We start from the raw sequence: 25,336 nt of genomic DNA on the forward strand, positions 1-25,336 counted from the left end.
CTGCCCCCCAAGGACCCTGCCATGCCCTTCGATCTCGATCTGCTCTTCGACCGCCAAGGCAGCGGCAGCAAGAAATGGTCGCTGTACCCCGACGATGTACTGCCGATGTGGGTGGCGGACATGGACTTTGCCATGGCCCCGGCCATCGTCGAGGCGCTGCGCCTGCGTCTGGAGCACCCGTTGATGGGCTACAGCGTGCCCCGGCAAGCCTTGCGCGACACGCTGGTCGCCTACCTCTGGGACCACTACGCCTGGCGCATACAGCCTGACGACCTGGTGTTCCTGCCCGGCGTGGAGCCGGGGGTCAACATGGCCTTGAACGCGCTGGTTCCTTCAGGCGCCAGCGTGGTGGTGCAGACCCCCAACTATCAACCGCTGCGGGTCGCCCCCGGTCATTGGGAGCTGCCGTGCATCGAATTGCCGTTCCAGGTGGACGCCAACGGCGATTACCCCACGGACCTGGAGGCCTTGAAGCGAACCCTGCACGGTGCCGGCGCCTTCCTGTTCAGCAACCCCCACAACCCCCTCGGCAAGGTCTTCGCCAGCGACGAGTTGCACCTGATCGGCCAGGCCTGCGTCGAGGCCGGGGTGCTGATCATTTCAGACGAGATTCACGCCGACATTCTCTTCGACGGCCGCCGCCATGTGCCAATGGCCTCCCTGAGCCCGCCGATTGCCGCCCACACCATCACGCTGATGTCAGCGAGCAAGGCCTACAACATCGCCGGTCTGAAAACCGCCTTCGCGGTGATCCAGAACCCCGCGCTGCGCCAGCGCTTCAACGCCGCGCGCCTGGGGATGGTGGACAGCGTCAACGCCCTGGGCCTGGAAGCCACCCGCGCAGCCTACGGCGAGAGCGGCGAATGGCTCAACACCCTGCTGGCGTATCTGCAAGCCAACCGCGACTATCTGGTAAAAGCGGTCAGCAGCCGCCTGCCCGGCGTGCGCATGAGCGTCCCCCAAGGCACCTACCTGGCCTGGCTGGACTGCACGGCACTGGGCCTGGACAACCCGCAGCAGTTCTTCCTCGAACACGGCAGGGTGGCCTTTAGCGCCGGCCCCGAATTCGGCCCCGAGCTGGAACAGTTCGTGCGGCTGAACTTCGGTTGCCCCCGAGCCCTGCTGGAAGAAGGCCTGTGCCGGATGGAGCGTGCGCTGACCGCTAAATAATTGGAACTCCCTTCCCACGCCCCACTCCACAACTGGATAAAACCAACAGCAGGGGCGCTCCGCCATGCACGATCCCTACAACCTGCACCGCTTTGTCGAAGCCCAGCGCCCGGTGTATGCACGGGTGATGGAAGAATTGCAACACGGCCACAAGACCAGCCACTGGATGTGGTTCGTGTTCCCCCAGCTGCACGGGCTGGGGCACAGCGACATGGCCGAACGCTACGCCCTGTCGGGTGCCGGTGAGGCTCAGGCCTATCTGCTGCACCCACTGCTGGGCCCGCAACTGGAAGAAGCGGTGAGCGCACTGCTGGCTCACAGCGACAAGACCGCCCTGGATATTTTCGGCCATCCTGACGATCTCAAACTACGCTCCTGCCTCACGCTGTTTGCCGCCATCGCACCGGAGCACCCCCTGTTCGCACCGGCGCTCAGGCAATTCTTCGGTGCCGACGCCGACGCCAAGACCCTGTTCTTGCTGGGAGAATGATCGGCGCGTGCCATCGGTCAAGAAAAGCCGAACCCTCGGTCCCCCCCGACAGTCAGAGTTCTACGCCCATTACCCTCGTCCCCTATCGTCGCCAGCGACGGAGCCGTCGGAGTCATTATCAGATGATCAGCCAACACCGCCCTGCCCTGCACCTTGCCCCAGCCCCTGTCGAGACACGGCACAGTGACCCGCTGCTGGGGCACTACCAGCAAGTGCGCCGACGGACCGAACAATTGGTCGCCCCCCTGAGCCCGGAGGACATGGTGGTGCAGTCGATGCCCGATGCCAGCCCGGCCAAATGGCACCTGGCACACTGCACCTGGTTTTTCGAGACCTTCCTGCTCAGTGAATACCTGCCGGACTACCGCGCTTTCGATCCGACCTTCTGCTACCTCTTCAACTCCTATTACGAAGCGGTCGGTCCGCGTCACCCTCGCCCCCAGCGCGGCCTGATGACTCGTCCTGCGCTGGATCAAGTGATCGCCTACCGCCAATACGTCGACCTGCACATGCACAGCCTGCTCGGCCAGGACCTCGGCCAGGCCGCTCGCGAGATGGTCGAACTGGGCCTGGCCCATGAACAGCAGCATCAGGAACTGCTGCTGATGGACATCCATCACCTGTTCAACCTGTCGTCCCTCAAGCCGGTCTATGACAGCCAGTGGCCTCGGGACCCGGCCGGCCGTCGCGGCCGTTTCAAGGCCCAGGCGGGGGGGCTGCTGGAGATCGGCCACAACGGACAGGGTTTCAGCTTCGACAACGAAGGCCCGCGCCATCAGACCTTTATGCAACCCTATGAGATCAGCGATCGGCTGGTCACCAACGGCCAGTGGCTGGAGTTCATCGACGCCAGCGGCTATGAACAGGTCAACCTGTGGCTGTCCGACGGCTGGGCCACGGTCCAGGCCCAAGGCTGGAAAGCCCCCCTGTACTGGCAAGCCACCCCAGAAGGCTGGCACGAAATGACCCTGCGCGGGCTGCAACCGTTGGACCCGAATGCGCCGGTCACCCACATCAGCTACTACGAAGCCGCTGCGTTTGCGCAATGGGCCGGTGCGCGGTTGCCTACCGAGGCCGAATGGGAGACCGCCGCCGCGGCCGGCCAGCTGGAGCAGGTGGACGACGCCGCCTGGCAGTGGACCCAGAGCGCCTACAGCGCCTATCCGGGCTTCCAGCCGGCGGCCAGTGCGGTGGGTGAATACAATGGCAAGTTCATGGTCAGCCAGATGGTCCTGCGCGGCGGTGCCAGCATCACCGCCCCCGACCACTGCCGGCTGACTTACCGCAACTTCTTCGGCCCGGGACTGCGCTGGATGTGCTCCGGTCTGCGCCTGGCCCGGGATGCACGCCCGGGCGGCGTCAAGGCTCCGGCCACAAAGCCCGAAGAGCAAAGTGAGTTTGCTCGCGACGTGATCGAAGGCCTGTCCGCCGAGCACAAGCATCTCTCGCCCAAGTATTTCTACGACGCCACCGGCTCGCGGCTGTTCGAGGACATCTGCACCACGGCCGAGTACTACCCGACCCGAGCGGAAACCACTTTGCTGCAGCGCATCGCCCCGGAACTGGCGGCATTGATTCCCGCCGACGCCGCGTTGGTGGAATTTGGCAGCGGCGCCAGCGACAAGACCCGCCTGCTGCTGGATGCCGCGCCGCAAACCGCGCTCTACGTGCCCATCGACATCTGTCGCAATGCCTTGGACAAGGCTGCGCTGCAACTGCGCAGCCGCTACCCGCGGTTGAACGTAGCGCCGCTGGTGGACGACTTCACCCGTGCCCTGCACCTGCCTTCGGCCGCCAAGGGCCTGCCACGGGTGGGCTTTTTCCCAGGCTCCACCCTGGGCAATTTCACTCGCCCCCAGGCGGTGGAGTTCCTGCGCTCGGCGCGTACCCTGCTGGGGCGCAACGCGGTGTTCATCATTGGCGTAGACATGGTCAAGGACCCAGAGACCCTGGTGGCGGCCTACAACGACGCCAGCGGCGTCACCGCAGCCTTCAACAAGAACCTGCTGACCCGCCTGAACCGCGAGCTGCACGGCGACTTCGACCTCGATGCGTATGACCACCTGGCCTGCTGGAACCCTGAGCACGAACGCATGGAAATGCACTTGGTGAGCCAACGTGCGCAGCAGGTCAACGTTGCCGGGCAGCGCTTCAGCTTCGCTGCAGGCGAGCGGCTGCACACCGAAAACTCGCACAAGTTCACCGAGCAATCTTTTACCGAACTGGCGACCCTGGCCGGTTGGCGGGTCAGCCATCAATGGCTGAGCGAAGCGCCACAGGTCGGGATGTTCTGTCTGTTTTGACGGGAGCACCGAGCGATGAGCAGGGCACTGGACGAATACCACCGCAAACGCGACTTTGACGCCACACCGGAACCCAGCGGAACCCGGGAAACCCGCAAGGCCGCTGCTCAGGCCTTGCAGTTCTGTATTCAAAAGCACGACGCCAGCCATCTGCACTACGATTTTCGCCTGGAACTCGATGGCGCCTTGAAAAGCTGGGCAATTCCCAAGGGCCCGTCCCTGGACCCGAAAGCCCGGCGGCTGGCGGTGCATGTCGAGGACCACCCACTGGATTACGCCCGCTTCGAAGGGCAGATCCCGGAGGGTCACTACGGCGCCGGCGAGGTGATCGTCTGGGACCGCGGCCTGTGGATTCCCGAAGGCGACCCCCACGACGGGTACGCCAGGGGCAAGCTCAAGTTCCGTTTACAGGGCGAGAAGCTCGGCGGCGTCTGGAATCTGGTCAAGACCCACATGCAGGGTAAAAAGGAACAATGGTTCCTGATCAAATCCAAGGATGACGCGGCGCGCCCGGAAACCGAGTACAAGGTGGTCGAAGCGCTCCCGGGCAGCGTCCTCAGCGAGCGCACCCTGGTACCCCGGGAAACGACCAGCCGACCACGCGCCATCGAACAGGCCCCGGCGAAAAAACGCCGACGCAGCGCGAAGAAGGACCTTGTGCTGGAAGGCGCCCGGGAGGCCGACCTGCCCGCCTCGCTGAAACCCGAGCTGGCGACCCTTGTGGACTCGGCGCCGGCCGGCCAATGGCGCTACGAAATCAAGTTCGACGGCTACCGCCTGCTGGCTCGCATTGATGGCGACAGCGTGCACCTGTTTACCCGTAACGGCCATGACTGGACCGCCAAGATGCCCGCGCAGGCCAAGGCCCTGGCCGCACTGGGTCTGCGCAGCGGCTGGTTGGACGGCGAAGCGGTGGTGGCCGACGAGCGGGGAGTGCCGAACTTCCAGGCCTTGCAGAACGCCTTCGAAACCGGCAAGAGCGACGCCATCGTCTATTACCTGTTCGACGTTCCCTTCCTCAACGGCATGGACCTGCGCGAGGTACCCGTGGAGCAACGCCGTGCTGCCCTTGCGCAGTTGCTCAAGGCCCATGAAGGCGGCGTATTGAGGTATTCCGACGATTTCCCCGAGACCCCGGAGTCACTGCTCGACAGCGCTTGCCAACTGCAAATGGAAGGTCTGATCGGCAAGCGCGTGGGCAGCCCTTATGTGTCCCGGCGCAGCGGTGACTGGATCAAGCTCAAATGCAAGCGTCGCCAGGAGTTCGTCATCGTCGGCTACACCGAGCCCAAGGGCAGTCGCAGCGCCTTCGGCGCCTTGCTGCTGGGCCTGCACGATGCGGACAGCGGCGAGCTGCGCTACGCCGGCAAGGTCGGTACCGGCTTCAACGAGACCACCCTGCGCACCCTGCACGGGCAGCTCGTGCCGCTGGAAACCCACCAGGTCGCGGTCAGCAACCCGCCCACCGGCAGCGAAGCGCGGGGGGTGCATTGGTTGCAGCCCAACCTGCTGGCCGAGGTCGCCTTTGCCGAAATCACCCGTGAGGGTTCCGTGCGCCATGCCGTGTTCCACGGCCTGCGCCAGGACAAGCCCGCCAAGGACATCAGCGTGGAAACCGCGAAGAAACCTGCGTCGGCCCAGCCGACGAAAAAAGCCAGGCCCCAGGCCAGGCAGCTGGAACAACTGGGCGGCCAGGTGCGCATCACCCACCCCGAGCGGGTGATCGACGCCACCAGTGGCACCACCAAGATGCAGCTGGCCGAGTACTACGCGCGTATCGCGCCGCGGATCCTGCCCCATCTCCAGGGCCGGCCGGTCGCTCTGGTCCGCGCCCCGGACGGCATCGCCGGCGAGCTGTTCTTCCAGAAAAATGCCGAGCACCTGGCCATCCCCGACATCACCACCTTCAGCAAAAGCGAAGCCGGCCAGGCCGCGATGGTCATCGACAACGCCCAGGCATTGATCGGCGCGGTGCAGATGAGCACCGTGGAACTGCACACCTGGAACGCCACCGCCAAGGACTTCGGCCACCCGGATCGCTTCACCCTGGACTTGGATCCGGACCCGACCCTGCCCTGGAAAAGCATGGTCGAAGCCACCCAGCTGGTGCTCACGGTGCTGGACGAACTGGGCCTCAAGTCGTTCCTCAAGACTTCCGGCGGCAAAGGTATTCACGTGGTGGTACCGCTCACCGTCAAGGCCGACTGGGACGAGGTCAAGGACTTCAGCCACGCCATCGTCAAGCACATCGCCCGGCTGGTCCCCGAGCGGTTTTCGGCGGTGTCGGGGCCGAAGAACCGCGTCGGCAGGATTTTCATCGACTACCTGCGCAACGGCCTGGGCGCCACCACCATTTGCGCCTACGCTGCGCGCAGCCGCGACGGCTTGCCAGTGTCGGTGCCGATCTGGCGCGAGGAACTGAGCGAGATCAAGGGGGCCGACCAGTGGAACATCCATAGCGTCTTCGAGCGTCTGGATGGATCGGACGGCGACCCCTGGGAGCGTTTTTTCAAGACACGGCAAAGCCTCACCGCCGCCCTGAAAAAACGCCTGCGCTGACGCCGTTACTGGCGCACCAGGCGCAGCACCGCCTCCACCAAGGCCTCGATGTTGACCGGCTTGTTCAAGTGCAGATTGAACCCGGCCTCCTGGGTCATGGCCACATCGTCTTCCCGGCCATAACCGGTAAGGGCAATGCTCGGGATGCGCGGATTCAAACCCCGCCTGCGCACCTCGCGCATCAGCTGATTGCCGTCGAGCTCGGGCATGCCGATGTCCGACAGGATCACGTCGAAACGCTGATCGATCGCCAGCGCCAAGGCCTCCTCGGGTTTCGACGTGCCGAGCACGTTGGCGCCTTCGGACTCCAGCAGGAGGGTCATCATCGCCAGCACGTCCGCAGAGTCATCGACCAGCAGGATCTGCAGGCCGGACAGCAGGCCGGGTTGGAGCACCGCCGCCGTCTGGCGGTGGGGGGGCTGGTCCAGCAGCGGCAGCCAGACAGTGAAGGTCGAGCCTTGATCGGGTCCTGGCGAGGTCGCTTCAATACGGCCGTGATGGGCCTGTACCAGCTGGTGCACCAGCGCCAGGCCAATGCCCAGGCCATGATGGGAGCTGGCACTGTGGTGATGCTCGGCCTGGCCAAACATATCGAACAGGCGCGGCAGGAACTGCGCTTCGATGCCCTGCCCTTCATCCACCACCTGCAGGCGCGCCCAGCCGTCTTCGCGGGTCAGCGACAGATCGACATGCTTGTCTGCCGGGGTGAACTTGACCGCGTTGTTCAACAGGTTCCAGACGATCTGCTCCAGACGCACCGGGTCGGCCTCAAGCCAGGCCTGCGCCCCATCATCGAGCGCAAAGCTCACAACAACGCCAGCGGCCATGGCGTTGGGCTTGATGACTTCGAGGATCTCCTGAATCAACGGGCCGAACTCCACCCGCTGCAGGTCCAGCTTGAGCTTGCCGGTCTTGATCCGCGATACGTCAAGCAGGTCATCGATGATCTGTGCCTGGCTGCGCACCGCGCGCTGGATCGCTGTGGTGGCCCGCAGGGCGATGTCGGTGTCGCGCACCGCCGGGGTGCGTGTCAACAGCTCGGCATTGAGCTGGATCAAATTCAGCGGGTGCTTGAGCTCATGGGACATGACGGCCATGAACTCGTCCTTGAGCAGGCTGGTGGCCTGAGTATCCTTCAGGCGCACGCGCTGCTTTTTCAGGTGTTCCTGCTCGCGGGTGGTGTCGCGACCAATATAGGCGAAACCGCGTACCGCACCGTCGTCCAGCGGGTTGAATACGCCGCTGCAATAGATGCGCTGGCCGTCCTTGCGCGGATGCCAGCGCTGATCGATGGCGTAGCCGCGTTTCTTGGCCAGCATCAACTGCGCCCTGGGCCGCCCGGACTGGCAGTCGTCTTCGGTATAGATCAGGGCAATGTCGCGGCCCCGGGCTTGCTCCTCGCTGTAGCCGAAGATCACCTCGGCGCCGCGACTCCAGGAGGTGATCACGCCTTCGGGGTCGGTGGTGATGATGGCGTGATCGCGAGTGCTCTGAGCAATCAGCGCCATATGCGCCTCGCCTTCGCGCAGCCTGTCCTGCGCCAGGCGGCGCTCGGTGATGTCGATAAAGGTCAGCACCGCGCCTTCGATGCGGTCGTCCAGGGTGCGGTAAGGCAGCAGCCGCGCCAGATACCAGCGGTTGTCGTGACTCCGTACTTCGCGTTCGATCTGGTGCAGGGACTCGAAGACCTTGGTGGCGTCTTCGGCCAGGCCTGGGTACTCAAGGCGGTGGGTGATGTCCAGCAGCGAACGACCGACGTCGCTCTCGATCATGTTGAACACGAGTGCGGCCTGGGGGGTGAACCACTTGATGCGCATGACCTGGTCGACGAATACCGTACCAATGTGGGTCGAGGTGATCAGGTTCTGCAGGTCGTCGTTGATCTTGCCGGTTTCCTCGATCTTGGCCTTGAGCTCGGCGTTGACCGTGATCAGTTCTTCGTTGATCGACTGCAGCTCTTCCTTGCTGGTTTCCAGCTCCTCGGAGGCCGAGCGCAGTTCTTCGTTAATGGCCTGAAGTTCTTCGTTGGAGGCCTTCAGCTCTTCGGTGGAGGTGTCGGAATGCTCGATGGTGAACTGCAGCTGTTCCTTGGTGCGCTGCAGCTCGGCTTCCAGCTGGGTCAGGACGCTGTCCTTGAACTCGCCGACGGCCACTGTCTCAGTGCCCATGACGTCCTCCACTTCGTCGAACAGCACCAGCATGTACTCGCTCATCGCTGCGCGGTCGCTGAACGGCCGGACGATCATGTTGATGTAGAACTGGCGCTCGTCACGGCTGGTCAGCACGCGTCGAGCCTCGACGCTCTTGCCCGACTGCGAGGCCTGGAAGATCGCGGTCCGCAGCTCCAGGCGCAACTCGGGCTGCACCAGCGCGAGCAGGTTGTGCGTGGGTTCGCCCGCCACATAGCGCAGGAAGCGGCCAACACGATCGGAGGTGTGAACGATGTTGCAGGCCTGGTCGATGATCACGCTGGGCGGCGCGTACTGTTCCAGCACGCGCTGGTGAATGTCGGCAAAGGAAATTTTCTTTCTCCCGGGTTCCGGCAGCGCCGGTTCCATCACGGTCCTGGGTTGAGGATGAGGGGGGCTCAGGGTCGCGGTGCGGATGACCCGCGAAGCGTTGCGCGAACGGTAAATGCGCAGCTTCTTGTCCACCGCCACGAACAGCGACGAGCACACCTCGGCGGACTCGGAGTTGCCGAGAAACAGATAGCCCCCCGGGCGCAGGGCAAAATGGAAGATCTGGATCACCGCCGCCTGGGCCTCGCGGTCCAGGTAGATGAGGAAGTTGCGACAGCTGATCAGGTCGAGCCGGGAAAATGGTGGATCGTTGAGCAGGTTGTGCTTGGCAAACAATACCCGCTCGCGCAGCTCCTTCTTGATGCGCAGGTGCTCGGCCTCGGCGGTAAAGTGCTGCTTGACCCGCACCGCACCGACATCCGCGACGACACCCGGCAGGTACAGGCCCTTGCGCCCGACCTGCAAGGCATGCTCGTCGATGTCGGTGGCAAACAGCTGCACATTGACTGGCGCCTTGGCCCGGTCAGCCTGCTCCAGCAGGAGCATGGCCAGGCTGTAGACCTCCTCGCCGGTGGAACAGGCAGCCGACCAGACACGGATTTCGTGCTCCTGATCCTGCAGGCGCTGCTCTTCGAAGAGCTCGGGGATGACCTGGTGCTCCAGCGCCTCGAAGGCGTCATGGTCGCGAAAGAAGTTGGTCACGCCGATCAGCATGTCCTTGAGCAAGGCCTGGGTTTCGGCCGTGTGCTCACGCAGGTACTGCTGGTAATCGCCCCACTCGGCGATGCCGTTGACCTGCATGCGTCGCTCGATCCGGCGGCGCACGGTGGCGCCCTTGTATTGTTTGAAGTCGTGGCCGGTGCGCACCCGCAAGAGCGTCAGGATCTCGCGCAGCGCCTGTGCCTGGCTGCTACCGTCCGGCTCCTGCGTCAACTGTGCGATGTACGGCGGTTCGCCGTGCAGGCGCTGCATGCCTGCGTGCAAAACCCCCAGGCGTGCCGCCATCTGCGCCACGGGCAGAACGATATCGACCATGCCGGTTTCGATGGCATGGTGCGGCATGCCATCGTACTCGGCATCCTCGGGCAACTGCGCGAGCACCACACCGCCCTGCTCCTTGACCTTGGCAATGCCCACCGAGCCATCGGCCCCGGCGCCGGACAAGACCAGCGCGACGGCATGCGCCCCGAAGCCCGTCGCCAGTTGGCGGAAAAACAGATCGATGGCCACCTGCGCGCCGCTGGCACGCCGGGAGGGGCTCAGCGACAACTCGCCGGCTTCGATCAGCAGGTCATTTCCGGGCGCGATGATGTAGACATGGTCGGGCTCGATGCGCAGCGTCCCGGCGACTTCGACGGTGGGCATGGCCGTGACGTTGCCGATGATCTGCGCCAGGTTGCTCTTGTGCGTGGCATGCAGGTGCATGACCACCACGAAAGCCATGCCGCTCTGGCTCGGCATCGAGCCGAACAGGTTGAGCAGCGCCTGCAGGCCGCCGGCCGATGCGCCGATGCCGACGACCATGAAATCGGGTCGAAAAACGGCCGGATGCTCATCGCTGACGCTCATGCAAGGGGGATCGAACGTCATGCTGAAGGCCTTGTGCGGAAAATAGAGTCCGTGGTGCTTCGGGAGTCTAGCTGATTCACCTTGCACTCTGCAGCCAAACCACGCGAACGCGTCGTTGGCGGCCGGGCCAGACACCTCGCCGCCTGAATCTTATTTCACACAATCGCGACGCCAAGGCTGTTAGCGTCGGTGCAGCCCGTTCATGGAGATCCTCGATGCTCAACCGTCCCGCCGCGTTGAAAACCCTCTCGGCCCTAACCCTGGCCACCCTGTTCAGTGCCGCCGCTCAGGCCGCCGAGCCGACGTTCGAAAGCCTCGCCACCCTGCACGTCAAGCCGGCCAGCCTGAGCGCTTTCGAAGCCTCCTTGCAGGGCAACGCTGCCGCCGCCAAGGCCCAGCCTGGCAACCTGTCGTTCAGTGTGTTCGAATCCAAGGCCGACCCCACCACGGTGTACGTGCTGGAACAGTGGCAGAACAAGGCCGCCTACAACGAGCATCTCAAGTCGCCGAAACTGCTGGCCATGCACGCGCTGGCGAAAACGGCCCTGCAAGGCGGCATCGAGCACATGACCCTTCAAGGCGTGGGGCCGGGCACCGACGTGCAGCCGACGAAGATCGATGATCAGTCCGCGACCAGCGACCTGTTCGTGTTCCTGACGGTCAAGCCGGGCAGCCTGGACCAATTCAAGGCCAACGTGTCGCAAGTCATCCCGACCTTCCGCAAGGCCGACGGCAACGTGGCCTTCGACATCTTCCAGGACGTCGACCACCCCGAGCAGATGGTGCAACTGGAGCGCTGGAGCAACGAAGACCTGCACCAGGCCAACCTGAAGCGTCCGATGATCGACACCATTCGTGCCGGCTACAAAGAGACATTGGCCAAGCCGATGGCCAGTGGACGGGTGTTGTTGCGCGATATCACCCAAGGTTGAGGATGGCCTCAGCCGCAGGAGCGCGCTCCTGCGGCTCAACCATCAAAGCGCCTGGCGGCTCACATCCGCTTCACTGCGTTTGAGCAGCGCGCGAATCGAGCCCAGCACGTTGCGCTTGTCCATTTCGCGGGCGTTGAACCAGCGGCAATCGGCAATTTCGTTGCACGGGCGGGGCTTCTGCCGGGCCGGCAGGCGGCTTTCGAACAGGTAGTGAATGACCCGGTCTTCGACGTATTCGGACACGTACTCCAGCTGATCGAGGGCCACACCCGTCTCTTCAGCCATTTCCCGCACGGCGGCCTGCATCGGCGTTTCGTCGGGCTCGACGCGGCCGCCCGGCAGGTTCCATTTGGATTTGCGCTTGCGCACAAAGAGAATCTGGTCGTCACGACGAAAAATCACCGTGGCGCGGCGTTTGACCGGCTTGTCTTTCACTGCGGTGCTGTCGGAGGCGCCCATGGTATTCGTCCACCTGTTACGTAAGTGTCATACAACTGTCACATTCAGTCTGATGCACGGAGCGTGCCGTACGTCACGTCTGAACCAACTCAAAGGATGATCGGTCAACAGAAGCCCCCCTTCCTGCGAGGAACCGCCCATGCTCAGCGACTGGGAAATGTGCATCCGTCTCCTGTTATCGGCCGCCTTGGGCAGTCTTATAGGCCTGGAGCGCGAACGGTTGTTGTGGGCCGCCGGGCTGCGTACCCACATGCTGGTCTGTGTGGGCTCTTGCCTTTTGATGATTGTTTCGGCGTTTGGTTTCCAGGACGCGTTGCGCATGCCCCACACCGAACTGGACCCCTCGCGGGTGGCAGCACAGGTGGTGTCCGGCATTGGCTTTCTGGGCGCCGGCTCGATTCTGCTGCGCGGCGAGGTGATAAAAGGCCTGACCACTGCCGCCAGTCTATGGACTGTGGCCGCCATTGGCCTGGCGGTGGGCGGCGGTCTTTATGTGGTGAGCACGGCCGCCACGTTCATCATCCTGATGATTCTGGTGGCCATCAAACCCATGGAGCGGGTCTACCGCAATCGCGTGCAGCAGCATGTGTTCAAGCTGATAGCGCCGTCCCGTGCCCTGACCTTGCACACCCTGCATGAAGTCATGGGCAACCGGGCGTCCAAGGTCAAGCAGTTCATCGTCGAGAAAGGCCCGGACGATGACACCGATAGCGTCACCATCGAGCTCAAGCGCACCTCCGGCGCGCAGGCCGACGAGATCCTTGCGCAGTTATTGCGCATCGATGGCGTGCACGAAGACGAGAGCAACCAGTAAGGCTCAGTCGTCCAGTGCCGCCAGGCCCAGGTGTTCACGCAGCGTCGAGCCTTCATAGGCGCTGCGATAAAGGCCCTTGCGTTGCAGATGAGGGATCACGCTCTCGACGAACTCGCTGAATGAGCCTGGCAGGTAGGCCGGCGAAATCACGAAACCGTCACTGCCGCCCTGCTCGAAGATTTCCGCCAGTTGATCGGCCACCTGGGCACCGGTGCCCACCAGTTGCGGCACCCGCACGCTGCTGGCAAAGATTCGGCCCAGCGCTTCCAATGTGGTATCCGGCCCTTGCATCAGCAGTTTTTCCGCCGCCGCCGGATGAATCGACGGATGCCGGACGATGTCGGCCAGGGTCGAAGACAACGCAAAAGGCGACAGGTCGACGTTCAACTGTGAGGCCAGGGTCACCAGGCCCAGCTCCGGTCGAGCCAAGGCGTTGTGCCGGTCACGTTTGGCCCGTGCCTCGGCTTCGCTGCCGCCGATGAAGGGCATGATCGCGGTCAGCACCTTGCAACTGTCAGCGTCGCGACCCTGCTGCACCACCTGCCCCCGCACGTCTTCGCGAAACGCCTGCATGGCCTTGAGGTGCGGATGGATGGTGAAAATCGCTTCGGCCCAGCGCGCACCGAAGCGCCGGCCTCGTCCCGATGAGCCGGCCTGAATCAGCACCGGCCGGCCTTGGGGGCTGCGCGGAATGTTCAGTGGGCCTTCGACCTTGAACCAGTCACCTTGATGGTCAAGTGAATGGATCTTCGCCGGGTCGGCCAGCACGCCGCTTTCGCGGTCGAGCTTGAGGGCATCGCGCTCCCAGCTGCGCCACAGCTGCAAGGCCACTTCGACGAACTCGTCGGCGCGGTCGTAGCGCAAGTCGTGCTCCAGGTGCTTGTCCTTGCCGAACAGGCGTCCCTCGCTGTCGTTCATGGAGGTCACGATGTTCCAGGCCGCGCGGCCCTTGGACAGGTGGTCGAGGGTGGCGAATTCCCGGGCAATATGCGCCGGTTCGTAATACGTGGTGGAGCGGGTAGCGCCCAGGCCCAGCCGACGGGTCTGACCGACCAGATAGGAGAGAATCGGCAGCGGGTCCAGGCGGGTGGCATCCTGAGCGCCATAGCGCAGCGCCAGGTCGCGCGAGCCGCCCATCTGGTCACCCACTGCCAGGCGGTCGGCAAAGAACAGAAAGTCGAACAGCCCCTCCTCCACCACCCGTGCGGTGCGGGCGTAGTACTCGGGATCCAGGTAATTGCCGACCGTTTCCGGGTGGCGCCAGGCCGCGTGACTGTGAATCACCGGGCCGGTGAGCAAGAAGGCAGACAGGTGGATTTGACGGCTCATGGGTTATCCCTCGAGATCAGTGGGCAGACGGGGACCAGACGGCGATATCACCGACCTTCAGCGGTTTGGGGATCAACCTGGCGGCGTAGTAGGCGTCGGCAATGCGTTGCTGTTCGGCCAATTCGTCGACCTTGACCGGGACGATATCGTAGCTGCGTCGCGCGTTGGCCACCTCCACGGTCTCGGCGGGGATGTTGCCCCACAGCGGGCCCAGTTCTTTGGCCGCCTCCTGAGGGTGGGCCTTGACCCATTGACCGGTCTGGCGAAGGGTATCGAACACCACTTGCAGGACTTCAGGATGAGCCTTGGCAAAGGCGGTGTTGGCCACGTAGAAACGGTTGTAGTTGGCCACGCCGTCGCTGCCGTCAGCCAGCACGCGCACATGGTGTTCGCGCTGTTGGGTGGCCAGGAATGGGTCCCAGATGGCCCAGGCGTCGACACTGCCACTGGCAAAGGCGGCCACCCCGTCCGGGGCTTCGAGGTAGCGCGGACTGACGTCGGCCAGGGTCAGGCCGGCCTTCTTCAGCGCCGAGACCAGCAGATAGTGACTGCCTGAGCCCTTGGACACGGCTACGGTCTTGCCCTTGAGCTCGGCGACACTGTGGATCGGCGAGTTCTCGGGCACGATGATCGCTTGGGCGCTGGGTGACGGTGCTTCCCGAGCGTAATACGTCAACGGCGCGTTGGCCGCCTGGGTGAACACAGCGAAGGCGTCGGCCACATCGGCATGCAGGTCGACGCTGCCGGCGTTCATGGCGCTCAGCAGCCCGCTGCTGAACTCGTGCCAATTGACCGTGAAGCCCAGGGGCTTGAGACGCTCCTGAAGCTGGCCATTGTTTTTCAGCAGGATCCACAGGGTCGACGAGCGCTGGTAGCCGATGTCGACGGTCTGTTCCGCGTGAGCGGTGACGGCAGCCAACATCAGGCTGGCCGCGAGAAGCAGTTTTCGCAAGGTCATGGGCTCGGTCACTGGCAGGGGACTTAAGCCGTCAAGATTATAAAAATAGTGATCTACTATGAAAGAAACGTATAAGCATAAGCTTATGGCTTTCCGGTGGGTGACCCACTGTGTCGCTGACGTTGCCGACACCTGTCTCGCATGCCGGGTCACGCACCGCGTACTGTCGCCGGCTACCTCGCGAAGACCGCCCCGATGCTCGATCTGTCCCCCCTGTCGTTTTCTTCCACTGCCGTCCTGGCCCTGCAGTTGCTGCGCCAGAGCGCCGACTTCAACTCAACCGCGTCAAATAAGGCGGCAATTGCGGCTCCGGCAATACTGATAACACCTTCAACCGCTGCAACGTCCGGTCTCGCGCCCGCAGCAGGTGATCGCGCAGGCTCAGCGCCGCCGAATCGGCGTTGCCGTGCAGCAACGACTCGATCACCAGCCGGTGCTCCACCAGCGTCGCCTGGTCGATGCCCATGTGCAGCGCATCATGAAAGATCCGGCTGATGTTCATCGGGCTCTGGCACTGACGGATCAAGGTCGCCATCTTGCGGTTGCGCAACCCCGCCAGGCAGCGGTTGTGCAGGTCGTTTTCCAGCTGATCGATGTCGGCGCGGCTGGCGCTGTCCGGGTCGTGCTGCAGGCGAGCGATGTGTTCGAGCATCGCCAGCAAGGCCTCCCGGGACAGTGACGCGGCGGTCTGCTGCAACGCCTGGGGTTCGAGCAAGGCGCGCAGTTCGTAGTCCTCGCTGACTTCCCGCGCGGTCAGGGGCCCGGCCAGCCACTGGGCATAAGGTTCCTTCTCCACCAACCCCCGGTCACGCAGGCGCATCAGCGCTTCGCGCACCACGCTGCGGCTGACCCCTAGATGCTCCGCCGCCCGCTGTTCGTCCAGCCGGTAATGGCCGAACACCATGACCGTCGACACGCAGGCGGTAATCTCGTCGTACACGCGCTCGCCCAACGGGCGCAGGTCGATCAGCTCCTCCTCGGGTTCCAGCCCCAGCAACTGGCGGGTCAGGGTCACACGCTGGGGCGCCAGGTCCAGCCCCTCGGGGTTGATCAGGTAGCCACGCCCCTCGAACCGGCTGATCAAGCCTTCTTCGAAGAGCAAGGTCAGTGCCTGGCGAACCGGCACCCGGCTGGTGGCGAACAATTGCGCCAGCGGCCCTTCCACCAGCACCAGCCCAGGCTCGGCGCGGCCCTGGAGAATGGCGTCGCGCAAGGCGCTGCGAATCAGTCCATAGCGCGGCGCGCTGCGGCTGTCATCGACCGTTGGTTCATCTACTTCGACCCGCATTGGCGCGCTTCCCTACCTGGTTCGCGGAAATTCTCTCACACCTCAAGGGCCCACAGTGCGGGCACCAAACTGGGGCCTTGGGTATCGGGCGTGTTACCTTTTTGGGCATTAATGGATTGTTTATTAATACATCCATTAATTGCCACCGGCACCGGTTAAGCGGCTTAGCGTGTCAAGACCCGATATCTCCGTGCATTCTGCGTGCCGTTCTTCGTAACTGGCATGAACACTGCTTAGTTAAATGTATGTAAATTGCTAATGTACATTTGTAGTCGGTTCATTTTTGGAGTTCATCATGCCGCTTGATCAGCCCTTTGACGCCACCGCCCTGAGCAACGCCTATGCCGCTGGCCTGGCTGATCCGGTGCAGGTGTTCGAGGCCTCGCTGGAGCAAGCGGCCGCCACCGAGGGAACCTTCATCACGTTGACCCAAGCCCGGGGCCGCCGTGAAGCCGAGGCCTCGCGCGCGCGCTGGCAAGCCGGTGCACCGCTGTCAGCCCTCGACGGCGTGCCCATTGCCTGGAAGGACCTGTTCGACCTGCAAGGCACCGTGACCACCGCCGGCGCCGGCCTGCGCCGCAGCGCACCGCCCGCCAAACAGGACGCCAGCGTGGTCAGCCGCCTGACCCAGGCCGGGATGGTCTGCCTGGGCAAGACCAACCTCAGCGAACTGGCCTATTCCGGGCTGGGCCTGAACCCTCACTTCGGCACTCCGGTCAATAGCGCCCTGCCCGGCCAGCCGCGGGCACCAGGCGGCTCGTCGTCGGGCTCGGCGATCGCCGTGGCGGCCGGCGTGGTACCGGTGGCCATGGGCACCGACACCGCCGGCTCGATCCGCATTCCGGCCGCGTTCAACGGCCTGGTGGGTTATCGCAGCAGCCGTAGGCGCCTGCCCATGGACGGTGTGTTCAGCCTCGCCCGCTCCCTGGACGCGCTCGGCCCGCTGACCCGCAGCGTGCGCGATGCCGTGTTGATCGATCAGTTGCTGACCGACCGCCAGCCGCTGCTTGCCACCGAGCCCCACCGCCTGTGCCTGCGGGTGGACGACGCCACCCTGAGCGATCCCCGGGTACAACCGGCCGTGCGCGACAACCTCGAACGTTGCCTGCAACGTCTGGCGCATGCTGGCGTGCGCATTGATCGGCGGCCGCTGGGCGCCTGGCAGGCCACCCTCGACTGCATCGCCGAACAGGGTTGGCTCGGCGCCGCCGAAGCCTTCGCCCGCCACGAACAACTGCTCGACAGCCCCGCTGCGCTGCAACTGGACCCACGGGTTCGCCAGCGTCTGGAAACCGCGCGCACACTCCCCGCCAGCCGACAATTGGCGCTCTACGACCTGCGCGTTCGGCTGCAAGCGCGCCTTGCGCAAGAACTCGATGGCGCCCTGCTGGTGACCCCCACCGTGGCCCATGTCGCGCCGCTGCTGGCAGCGTTGGAGCAGGACGACGCCCTGTTCGCCAGCTGCAACCTGGCCACCCTGCGTCTGACCATGGCCGGCAGCCTGATGGACATGCCCGGGGTGGCCCTTCCCAGCGGCGTCGATCACCAAGGTCTGCCCACCAGCCTGTTGCTGGCCGCCGCCAGCGGCGAGGACCGCGCATTGCTGCGCGCCGCCTTGACCATTGGAGCCCTGCTCGACAGCGCTGACTGACCTCACTTTCTGGCACGCCCGGGGCCCGGCCCGAGCGTCTGGCCGTTGCACACCGGGCAAGAGGACGTTCCCCATGGCTAAAGAAATTCTGGTATCGATCGGCGTCGACGTAGACGCCGTGGCAGGCTGGCTGGGCTCGTACGGCGGTGAAGACTCCCCCGACGACATCTCCCGTGGCCTGTTCGCCGGTGAAGTCGGCGCCCCGCGCCTGCTCAAACTGTTCGAGAAATATGACCTGCGCACCACCTGGTTCATCCCCGGCCACTCGGTGGAGACCTTTCCCGCCCAGATGAAAGCGGTGGCCGACGCCGGCCACGAAGTCGGCATTCATGGCTACAGCCATGAAAACCCCATTGCCATGACCGCCGAGCAGGAAGAAATCGTTTTCGACAAATCCATCGCGCTGATCACCGAACTGACCGGCCGCCGCCCCACCGGCTACGTGGCACCCTGGTGGGAATTCAGCCGGGTGACCAACGAGCTGCTACTGAAAAAAGGCATCAAGTACGACCACAGCCTGATGCATAACGACTTCACCCCGTACTACGTCCGCGTGGGTGATCAATGGACCAAGATCGACTACAGCCAGCACCCCGACACGTGGATGAAACCCTTGGTACGCGGCGCAGAAACCGACCTGGTGGAGATCCCCGCCAACTGGTACCTCGACGACCTGCCGCCGATGATGTTCATCAAGAAAGCGCCCAACAGCCACGGCTTCGTCAACCCGCGCCACCTTGAAGAGATGTGGCGCGACCAGTTCGACTGGGTCTACCGCGAGCACGACTACGCGGTGTTCCCCATCACCATTCACCCCGACGTGTCCGGCCGCCCGCAAGTGCTGCTGATGCTCGAGCGGTTCATCGAACACATGCAAGGCCATGCCGGCGTGCGCTTCGTGACCATGGATGAAATTGCCGACGACTTCATCAAGCGCCAGCCGCGCCAACGCTGACTCACACCCGCCCGTCTCCCTGAGGATTCGCCATGACCATGCCCACCGCAGCCTACGTTGCCAAGCAGGCGCCAGACGCGGCCAGCGCCGCCGACTGGCAACCGCAACACCTGACGTCCGCGGACGTCAAATACGCCACCTGGATTGCCTTCTTCGCCTGGGTCTTCGCGGTGTATGACTTCATCCTGTTCGGCACCCTGCTGCCGGTCATGGGTGAGCACTTCAGCTGGAACCAGGCGACCCAGGCCGAGATTGCCACCTGGGTCGCGCTGGGCGGGGCGGTGGTAGCGTTTGCCATCGGCCCGGTGGTCGATCGCCTCGGCCGCCGGGCCGGGATCATCTTCACCGTGACCGGCTCGGCCCTGTGTTCGCTGCTGACGGCATTCACCGCCGGCATGGGCAAGGGAGGCCTGATCGGCGTGCGTTCGGTGGCGGGCCTGGGCTATGCCGAGGAAGGCGTCAACGCCACTTACCTGACGGAAATCTACGCCGCTTCCACCGACCCCAAACTGGTCAAGCGCCGCGGCTTCATTTACAGCCTGGTGCAGAGCGGCTGGCCAGTGGGCGCGCTGATTGCCGCCGGGCTGACGGCGGTGCTGCTGCCACAGATCGGCTGGCAGGGTTGCTTCGTCTTCGCCGCCATTCCGGCCTTCGTCGTGGCGTTTCTGGCACGCCGGCTGAAAGAGAGCCCGCAGTTCCAGGTGCACCTGCGCATCGCCCAGTTGCGCAAGAGCGGCCAGGACGGCCAGGCCCAGGCGCTGGCCAGGGCCTATGGCGTGGACTATCAGGAGCACGCCAAGGCCGGTATCGGCGCCGCCTTTCGCGGCACCGCCCTGCGCGCCACCCTGGTGCTCAGCGTGGCGTTGCTGCTCAACTGGTCGGCGATTCAAGTGTTCAGCGTGCTCGGCACCTCGGTGATCGTCAGCGTGCACCACGTGTCGTTCCAGAACTCCCTGTGGATTCTGGTGCTGTCCAACCTGGTGGGCTTTTGCGGCTACTTGTTCCACGGCTGGCTGGGCGACCGTATCGGCCGGCGCAACACGGTGGCCATGGGCTGGATGTGCGGTGGCCTGGCGTTCGCGGCGATGATCTATGGGCCGAGCGACCTGGTCACCGTGGTCACCCTGTACAGCGTCGGCCTGTTTTTCCTCAACGGTCCGTATTCGGCGCTGTTGTTCTTCATGAGTGAAAGCTTTCCCACCAGCATCCGCGCCACCGGCGGCGCCATCGTTCACGCCATGGGCCCGATCGGCGCAGTGATGGCGGGCCTGGGCATCACCGGCGTATTGACCAGCGGCGGCCAGTGGTACAGCGCCGCGATCTGGTTCGGTGCGGTGCCGTGCTTTCTTTCCGGCCTGGTGATGTTGGCCGCGCGCCACGTCAGCCCTGACAGCGTCAAATAATCTGGAGCCTGCAATGACTGATGCACAACAACGCCCCGTTGCGCTGATCACCGGTGCCGCCAGCGGCATCGGCCAGGCGCTCGCCGTGACCTATGCCAAACGCGGCGTGCGGGTGGTCGGGGGCTACTTCCCCGGTGACCCGCACGATCACCATGAAACGCTGAAACAGGTGGCGGCCGTGGGCGGCGAATGCCTGATGCTGTCGCTGGATGTGGCCCGCACCGAGTCGGTGGACGCCTGGGCGGCAGCCGCCATGGAGCGCTACGGTCGCCTCGACTATGCCGTGGCCAATGCCGGTATCCTGCGCGCTGCACCGCTGCTGGAAATGACTGACGCACGCTGGGACGAACTGCTCAATGTCGACCTTACCGGGGTCATGCGCACCTTTCGCGCGGCAGCCCGCTACCTGCGGCAGGACGGCGCCATGGTGGCGATCTCCTCGATTGCCGGCGGCGTCTATGGCTGGCAGGACCATGCTCACTACGCGGCGGCCAAGGCCGGCGTGCCGGGGCTGTGCCGCTCGCTGGCCGTCGAACTGGCGCCCCGGGGCATCCGCTGCAACGCGGTGATTCCCGGCCTGATCGAAACGCCGCAGTCCCTCGACGCCAAGAACTCGCTGGGCCCCGCGGGCCTGGCCAAGGCGGCGCGGGCGATCCCCCTGGGCCGGGTTGGCCGAGCCGATGAAGTGGCGGCGCTGGTGGCCTTTCTGACCTCCAGCGAAGCCAGCTACCTGACCGGGCAAAGCATCGTGGTCGACGGCGGCCTGACCGTGCGTTGGCCGGATTGAATTCATTGGAGAAGCACATGATCAGAACCCTTGCCCAACCCCTGGCTGGCCGCCGCACCGTGATCACTGGCGCCGCCAGCGGCATCGGCGCCGCCATTGCCCGGGCCTGCAGCGAAGCCGGCGCGCGCCTGGTGCTCTGCGACCGCAACGGCGAAGCCTTGAGCGGCGTGGCCGAGCATTGCCGCACACTCGGCGCCGAAGTCCATGAGTGCGTGGCCGATGTGGGCACCCGAGCGGGCGCCCAGGCCGGCGTCGACCTGTGCATCGAGCGGCTGGGCGGCATCGACATCCTCGTCAACAATGCCGGCATGCTGACCCAGGCCCGCTGCGTCGACCTGACCCAGGAGATGTGGGACGACATGCTGCGGGTCGACCTGACCAGCGTGTTCATCGCCAGCCAGCGGGCGCTGCCGTTCATGCTGGAACAACAGTGGGGGCGAATCATCAATGTCGCCTCCCAGTTGGGCATCAAGGGCGGCGCCGAACTGACCCACTATGCCGCCGCCAAGGCCGGGGTGATCGGATTCACCAAGTCCCTGGCCCTGGAGGTGTCCAAGGACAACGTGCTGGTCAACGCCATCGCCCCCGGCCCGATCACCACTCGCCTGGTCGAAGGTTTGAGCCAGGACTGGAAAGCGGCCAAAGCCAAGGAGCTGCCCCTGGGCCGCTTCGGCCTGGCCGAGGAAGTGGCGCCCATCGCCGTGCTGCTGGCGTCCGAGCCTGGCGGCAACCTCTTTGTCGGCCAGACCCTGGGCCCCAACTCCGGCGATGTCATGCCCTGAATAACGGCGTATAGAAGGCGAACACCATGTGTGGACTGTGCGGCCTGCTGGGCCAGGATGTTCACTGGAGCGACCCGCTGGGCGATGAACTGCCGCGCCGGCGGGAACGCTTGCGACGGATCGCGGCGATCAATCGGGTACTGGCGCCCTTTCGCCTCGGCGTCTCGGACTTTCAAGGCTCGGCGTACCTGCTGCAAGGTGCCACCGGGCGTCAGGAACTGGCCAGCGGCCTGGATGAACTTTGGGACAAGGCCCAGGCCATGCTGGGTCGCGTCCCGGACCCGCTGGACCTGAGCGTCCTCGCCCACCTGGAGCAACACCCATGAGTCGGCCCCTGAACGTGATCACCGGTTTTCTCGGCAGCGGCAAGACCACCCTGCTCCAGCGCTTGCTGGCCGGCCAGGACCTGGCCGACACCGTGGTGCTGATCAACGAATTCGGTGAAATCGGCCTGGACCACCTGTTGGTGCAGACACTCGCCCCCGACGTGGTGTTACTGCCCAGCGGTTGCGTGTGCTGCTCGGTGCGCGGTGACCTCAAGGCCGCTCTGCTACTGCTCGACGAACGTCGCCGGCGCGGCGAGATTGCGGACTTTGCCCGGGTGCTCCTTGAAACCACCGGGCTGGCCGACCCGGCGCCGATCCTCGCGACTCTGGCCACCGACGCCCACCTGCGCGGGCACTATCATCTGGGTTTGATCATCACCGTGGTCGACGCCGAGCACGCAGCGCTGCAGGAGCAACTGCACCCCGAATGGCTGGCCCAGGTGGCCGCTGCCGACCGCCTGCTGCTGAGCAAGGACGACCGTGTCCCCGCCACTCGGCTCCAGGCGCTGCGCGAGCGCCTCGGCCAGCTCAATGCCGGCGCCCCGCAGTGGCTGGCCAGAACCGTGGAAGGCGGTGACGAACTGCTCTGGGGTCAGGGCCTGGGCGGTCCGGCCATCGCCGAGGAAGTCGGGCGCTGGCAGCTTTTCAAGCCGGTGGACAACGTGCGCCACAGCCAGGCGCAGGTCTGTTGCCTGAGCTTCGACACGCCGCTGGACTGGGTCACCTTCGGCGTCTGGCTGTCCATGCTGTTAAGATGCCATGGCGCACGCATTCTCCGGGTCAAGGGCCTTCTCGACGTGATCAACAGTGAACAGCCGGTCGTCATTCATGGTGTGCAGCATTGCCTGCATGCACCGTTGCACCTGGCCGCGTGGCCCAACGGCGAGCGCGGTTCGCGGCTGGTGTTCATCGTTCGCGATCTTGACACCGCACTGCTACGTCGTTCGTTCCATGCCTTCCTTGGCCAGACAGAGCGAGCGGCATGACTGAACCCATCACGCTGCGCGTGCTCGGCACGTCGGTCACCCTGCTGGAGTCGATCCGCCAACGCGCCGAGCAAGAGCTGGGCATTCGCCTTGTCTATCAGATCCACGAAGTGCAGCAGGCGCAACGCATCGCCGTGATGCAGCCGGACAGCTATGACCTGTATGACCAGTGGTTCCATAACGTCGACCTGGTCTGGCCGGCCAGGGCCATCCAGCCCATCGACACGCGCCGCCTGGCGCTGTGGGAAGAGATCAACGACCTGCCCAAGCGCGGACGCCTGAGCCCGGATGATCGCCTGGCCACCGGCAGCCTGCCCTGCGACCGGCTGTTCGTGCAGCACGATGGCGGCCTGGGCAACCGCCCCAGCGACTTGATCAGCATGCTGCCGCTGACCCACAACGCCGACAGTTTCGCCTATCGCCCGGAGCGCCTGCCCAACGGCCTGACCCAGGATCAGGAAAGCTGGTCGTGGCTGCTGGACGAGCGCTGGTGCGGGCGCATCGCGTTGCAAAGCGATGCCTCCATCGGCGCGCTGGATGCGGCCATGGCCGTGCAGGCTGCGGGGCTGGCGGACTTCGCCAATATCGGCAACCTGGAACTGGACGAGATCGACCGCCTGGCCAAGGTCTTGATCGACAAGCAGCGCCATGGGCATTTCGCCGCGTTCTGGTCGGATGATCAGGAGGCCGGCGAACTGATGATGCAGCCGCGCATCGACATTCAAAGCCTGTGGTCGCCGACCTTGATGCAGCTGCACCGCGCGGGGGTGCAGTACCGCCTGGCCGTGCCCCGCGAAGGCTATCGCGCCTGGTTCGGCGGCCTGTCGCTGTCACGTTGCGCCACCGGTAAAGTGCGCGACGCCGCCTACGCCTACCTCAACTGGTGGCTCGCCGGCTGGCCCGGCGCGGTCATGGCGCGCCAGGGCTTCTACATTTCCAACCCGCTGCGCACCCGCGACCACCTCAGCGCCGCCGAATGGGACTACTGGTACGCGGGCCTTGCGGCCCGTGAAGAGCTGCCGGGCAGCGACGGCCTGCCCCTGATCGACATCGGCGCCTGTCGCGAAGGCGGCTCCTATGCGCAACGCATGGGACACATCAGCGTGTGGAATTCGGTCATGGATGAGCACAATTATCTGGTGCGGCGCTGGGCTGATTTTCTGCGGGCCGGGCGGGGGTAGGATCGGGGTGGGCCCTGGGGTGCACGTGCCCCCAACGCTTTCCCCACCCCCGGCCGATGTCCTGACGACAGCCAGGTCTGTACAGGCCAGATTTCCCCCTGCCATTCAGCTCCCGTTTACCCATCCCGCTCTACAGTCCTCGCACCTGCCACCCCATGGCTCTTCTCCACAAGGTGCCCTAAATGCAGCAAGCCGGCGTTCAGCCCCGCAGTCAGACCGCACAGCCGCCCCGTGCGCTGTTCACTCGGCGCAAGATCATCCTCGCGGGAGTGATTCTCGCCGCCCTGCTCGCCTATGCCTGGGTCTGGTTCGCCCGGCCGGCCAACATCCGCGACCTGAGCGTGGGCAACCGTCTGGCACATTCGGGGCTGATGGCCAGCTGGAAGGCAGGTGACATCATTGTCTTGCTGCGCCATGCCGAGCGCTGTGACCGGTCCACGCGCAGCTGCATGGCCGCAGAAAACGGCATTACCTTGCACGGCGCCGCCGTGGCCACCCAGTTGGGCACAGTGTTCTCGACCCTGGGGCTGGCCAACACGGACGTGCTGGCCAGCGACACCCTGCGCACCCAGCAGACTGCGCAACTGGCCTTCAAGCCGCAGACGGCAACGGTGCAGCATTGGTTGTTCAAGTGCAGCGGCGACGTGCTGGGCCAGGCACTGGGGCAGAAGACTGCCCAGCGCAACCTGGCGCTGGTGACCCACAGCGAGTGCTTCGACCGGCTGGAGCGGCAGATGGGCATCACCGAGACCACCCGCAACCCCTACGCCAACGCGCTGTTCATTCGCGTCGGCAGCGATGGGCACAAACCGCGAATCCTCGGCTTCATGCACGCCAAGAACTGGAGACTGGCCAGCCTGGCACCCGCCGCGTGA

20 protein-coding genes are annotated in these 25,336 nt (G+C 64.7%); 15 read left to right on the plus strand and 5 right to left on the minus strand.

Annotated elements, in window-relative coordinates; genetic code table 11:
* Positions 1-21: 21 nt before the first annotated feature.
* The 4 genes from HB675_RS15960 to ligD all read left to right on the plus strand — a co-directional run bounded on the left by HB675_RS15960 (position 22) and on the right by ligD (position 6,522).
* The gene (locus tag HB675_RS15960) at positions 22-1,170 is read left to right on the plus strand and encodes a PatB family C-S lyase (RefSeq protein WP_213879309.1); all 1,149 of its coding nucleotides are present in this window, start codon (positions 22-24) and stop codon (positions 1,168-1,170) included.
* A gap of 64 nt (positions 1,171-1,234) precedes the next feature.
* The gene (locus HB675_RS15965; protein WP_213879310.1) at positions 1,235-1,660 is read left to right on the plus strand and encodes a DUF1810 domain-containing protein; all 426 of its coding nucleotides are present in this window, start codon (positions 1,235-1,237) and stop codon (positions 1,658-1,660) included.
* Positions 1,661-1,782: 122 nt separating this feature from the next.
* A complete protein-coding gene (gene egtB / locus HB675_RS15970; RefSeq protein ID WP_213879311.1) occupies positions 1,783-3,963 on the plus strand; it encodes an ergothioneine biosynthesis protein EgtB in 2,181 nt (726 codons plus the stop codon).
* 15 nt (positions 3,964-3,978) lie between these two features.
* Complete coding sequence (gene ligD / locus HB675_RS15975; protein WP_213879312.1) at positions 3,979-6,522, plus strand: DNA ligase D; 2,544 nt, start codon at positions 3,979-3,981, stop codon at positions 6,520-6,522.
* Between the two features lie 5 nt (positions 6,523-6,527).
* Here the strand turns inward: ligD and HB675_RS15980 are convergent, their stop codons facing one another.
* A complete protein-coding gene (locus tag HB675_RS15980; protein WP_256737575.1) occupies positions 6,528-10,631 on the minus strand; it encodes a CheR family methyltransferase in 4,104 nt (1,367 codons plus the stop codon).
* Positions 10,632-10,825: 194 nt separating this feature from the next.
* On the opposite strand from HB675_RS15980, the gene HB675_RS15985 reads away from it, so the two are divergent.
* A complete protein-coding gene (locus tag HB675_RS15985) occupies positions 10,826-11,542 on the plus strand; it encodes an antibiotic biosynthesis monooxygenase (protein WP_213879313.1) in 717 nt (238 codons plus the stop codon).
* A 42-nt stretch (positions 11,543-11,584) separates the two neighbouring features.
* Here the strand turns inward: HB675_RS15985 and HB675_RS15990 are convergent, their stop codons facing one another.
* On the minus strand, positions 11,585-12,001 hold the full coding sequence (locus HB675_RS15990; RefSeq protein WP_213879314.1) for an NUDIX domain-containing protein: 417 nt from the start codon (positions 11,999-12,001) through the stop codon (positions 11,585-11,587).
* Between the two features lie 139 nt (positions 12,002-12,140).
* Between HB675_RS15990 and HB675_RS15995 the strand changes: the two genes are divergently transcribed.
* Positions 12,141-12,815, plus strand: a complete 675-nt coding sequence (locus HB675_RS15995) for an MgtC/SapB family protein (protein ID WP_213879315.1) — start codon at positions 12,141-12,143, stop codon at positions 12,813-12,815.
* A 3-nt stretch (positions 12,816-12,818) separates the two neighbouring features.
* Here the strand turns inward: HB675_RS15995 and HB675_RS16000 are convergent, their stop codons facing one another.
* The 3 genes from HB675_RS16000 to HB675_RS16010 form a co-directional block, all read right to left on the minus strand.
* Complete coding sequence (locus HB675_RS16000) at positions 12,819-14,144, minus strand: LLM class flavin-dependent oxidoreductase (protein ID WP_213879316.1); 1,326 nt, start codon at positions 14,142-14,144, stop codon at positions 12,819-12,821.
* Between the two features lie 16 nt (positions 14,145-14,160).
* Entirely contained in the window at positions 14,161-15,102 is a 942-nt protein-coding gene (locus HB675_RS16005) for an aliphatic sulfonate ABC transporter substrate-binding protein (protein WP_213879317.1), read from the minus strand.
* A gap of 271 nt (positions 15,103-15,373) precedes the next feature.
* Entirely contained in the window at positions 15,374-16,390 is a 1,017-nt protein-coding gene (locus HB675_RS16010; RefSeq protein WP_213879318.1) for a GntR family transcriptional regulator, read from the minus strand.
* Between the two features lie 295 nt (positions 16,391-16,685).
* On the opposite strand from HB675_RS16010, the gene HB675_RS16015 reads away from it, so the two are divergent.
* The 9 genes from HB675_RS16015 (at position 16,686) to HB675_RS16055 (ending at position 25,336) form a co-directional block, all read left to right on the plus strand.
* On the plus strand, positions 16,686-18,041 hold the full coding sequence (locus tag HB675_RS16015) for an amidase (RefSeq protein ID WP_213879319.1): 1,356 nt from the start codon (positions 16,686-16,688) through the stop codon (positions 18,039-18,041).
* A 73-nt stretch (positions 18,042-18,114) separates the two neighbouring features.
* On the plus strand, positions 18,115-18,996 hold the full coding sequence (locus HB675_RS16020; protein WP_213879320.1) for a polysaccharide deacetylase: 882 nt from the start codon (positions 18,115-18,117) through the stop codon (positions 18,994-18,996).
* A 38-nt stretch (positions 18,997-19,034) separates the two neighbouring features.
* Positions 19,035-20,399: an MFS transporter gene (locus HB675_RS16025; RefSeq protein ID WP_213879415.1), complete on the plus strand. Its 1,365-nt coding sequence runs from the start codon at positions 19,035-19,037 to the stop codon at positions 20,397-20,399.
* 13 nt (positions 20,400-20,412) lie between these two features.
* Complete coding sequence (locus HB675_RS16030; protein ID WP_213879321.1) at positions 20,413-21,186, plus strand: SDR family NAD(P)-dependent oxidoreductase; 774 nt, start codon at positions 20,413-20,415, stop codon at positions 21,184-21,186.
* Positions 21,187-21,203: 17 nt separating this feature from the next.
* A complete protein-coding gene (locus HB675_RS16035; protein ID WP_213879322.1) occupies positions 21,204-21,968 on the plus strand; it encodes an SDR family NAD(P)-dependent oxidoreductase in 765 nt (254 codons plus the stop codon).
* 26 nt (positions 21,969-21,994) lie between these two features.
* Entirely contained in the window at positions 21,995-22,294 is a 300-nt protein-coding gene (locus HB675_RS16040) for a hypothetical protein (RefSeq protein ID WP_213879323.1), read from the plus strand.
* Positions 22,291-23,280: a GTP-binding protein gene (locus tag HB675_RS16045; RefSeq protein ID WP_213879324.1), complete on the plus strand. Its 990-nt coding sequence runs from the start codon at positions 22,291-22,293 to the stop codon at positions 23,278-23,280. Before HB675_RS16040 ends, HB675_RS16045 begins: the two co-directional genes overlap by 4 nt.
* Positions 23,277-24,461, plus strand: coding sequence for an extracellular solute-binding protein (locus HB675_RS16050; protein WP_213879325.1), 1,185 nt, complete (start codon positions 23,277-23,279; stop codon positions 24,459-24,461). The genes HB675_RS16045 and HB675_RS16050 overlap by 4 nt, the downstream gene beginning before the upstream one ends.
* A 182-nt stretch (positions 24,462-24,643) precedes the next feature.
* Complete coding sequence (locus HB675_RS16055) at positions 24,644-25,336, plus strand: histidine phosphatase family protein (protein WP_213879326.1); 693 nt, start codon at positions 24,644-24,646, stop codon at positions 25,334-25,336.

The organism is Pseudomonas sp. dw_358, assembly GCF_018449655.1.
Lineage (GTDB): Bacteria > Pseudomonadota > Gammaproteobacteria > Pseudomonadales > Pseudomonadaceae > Aquipseudomonas.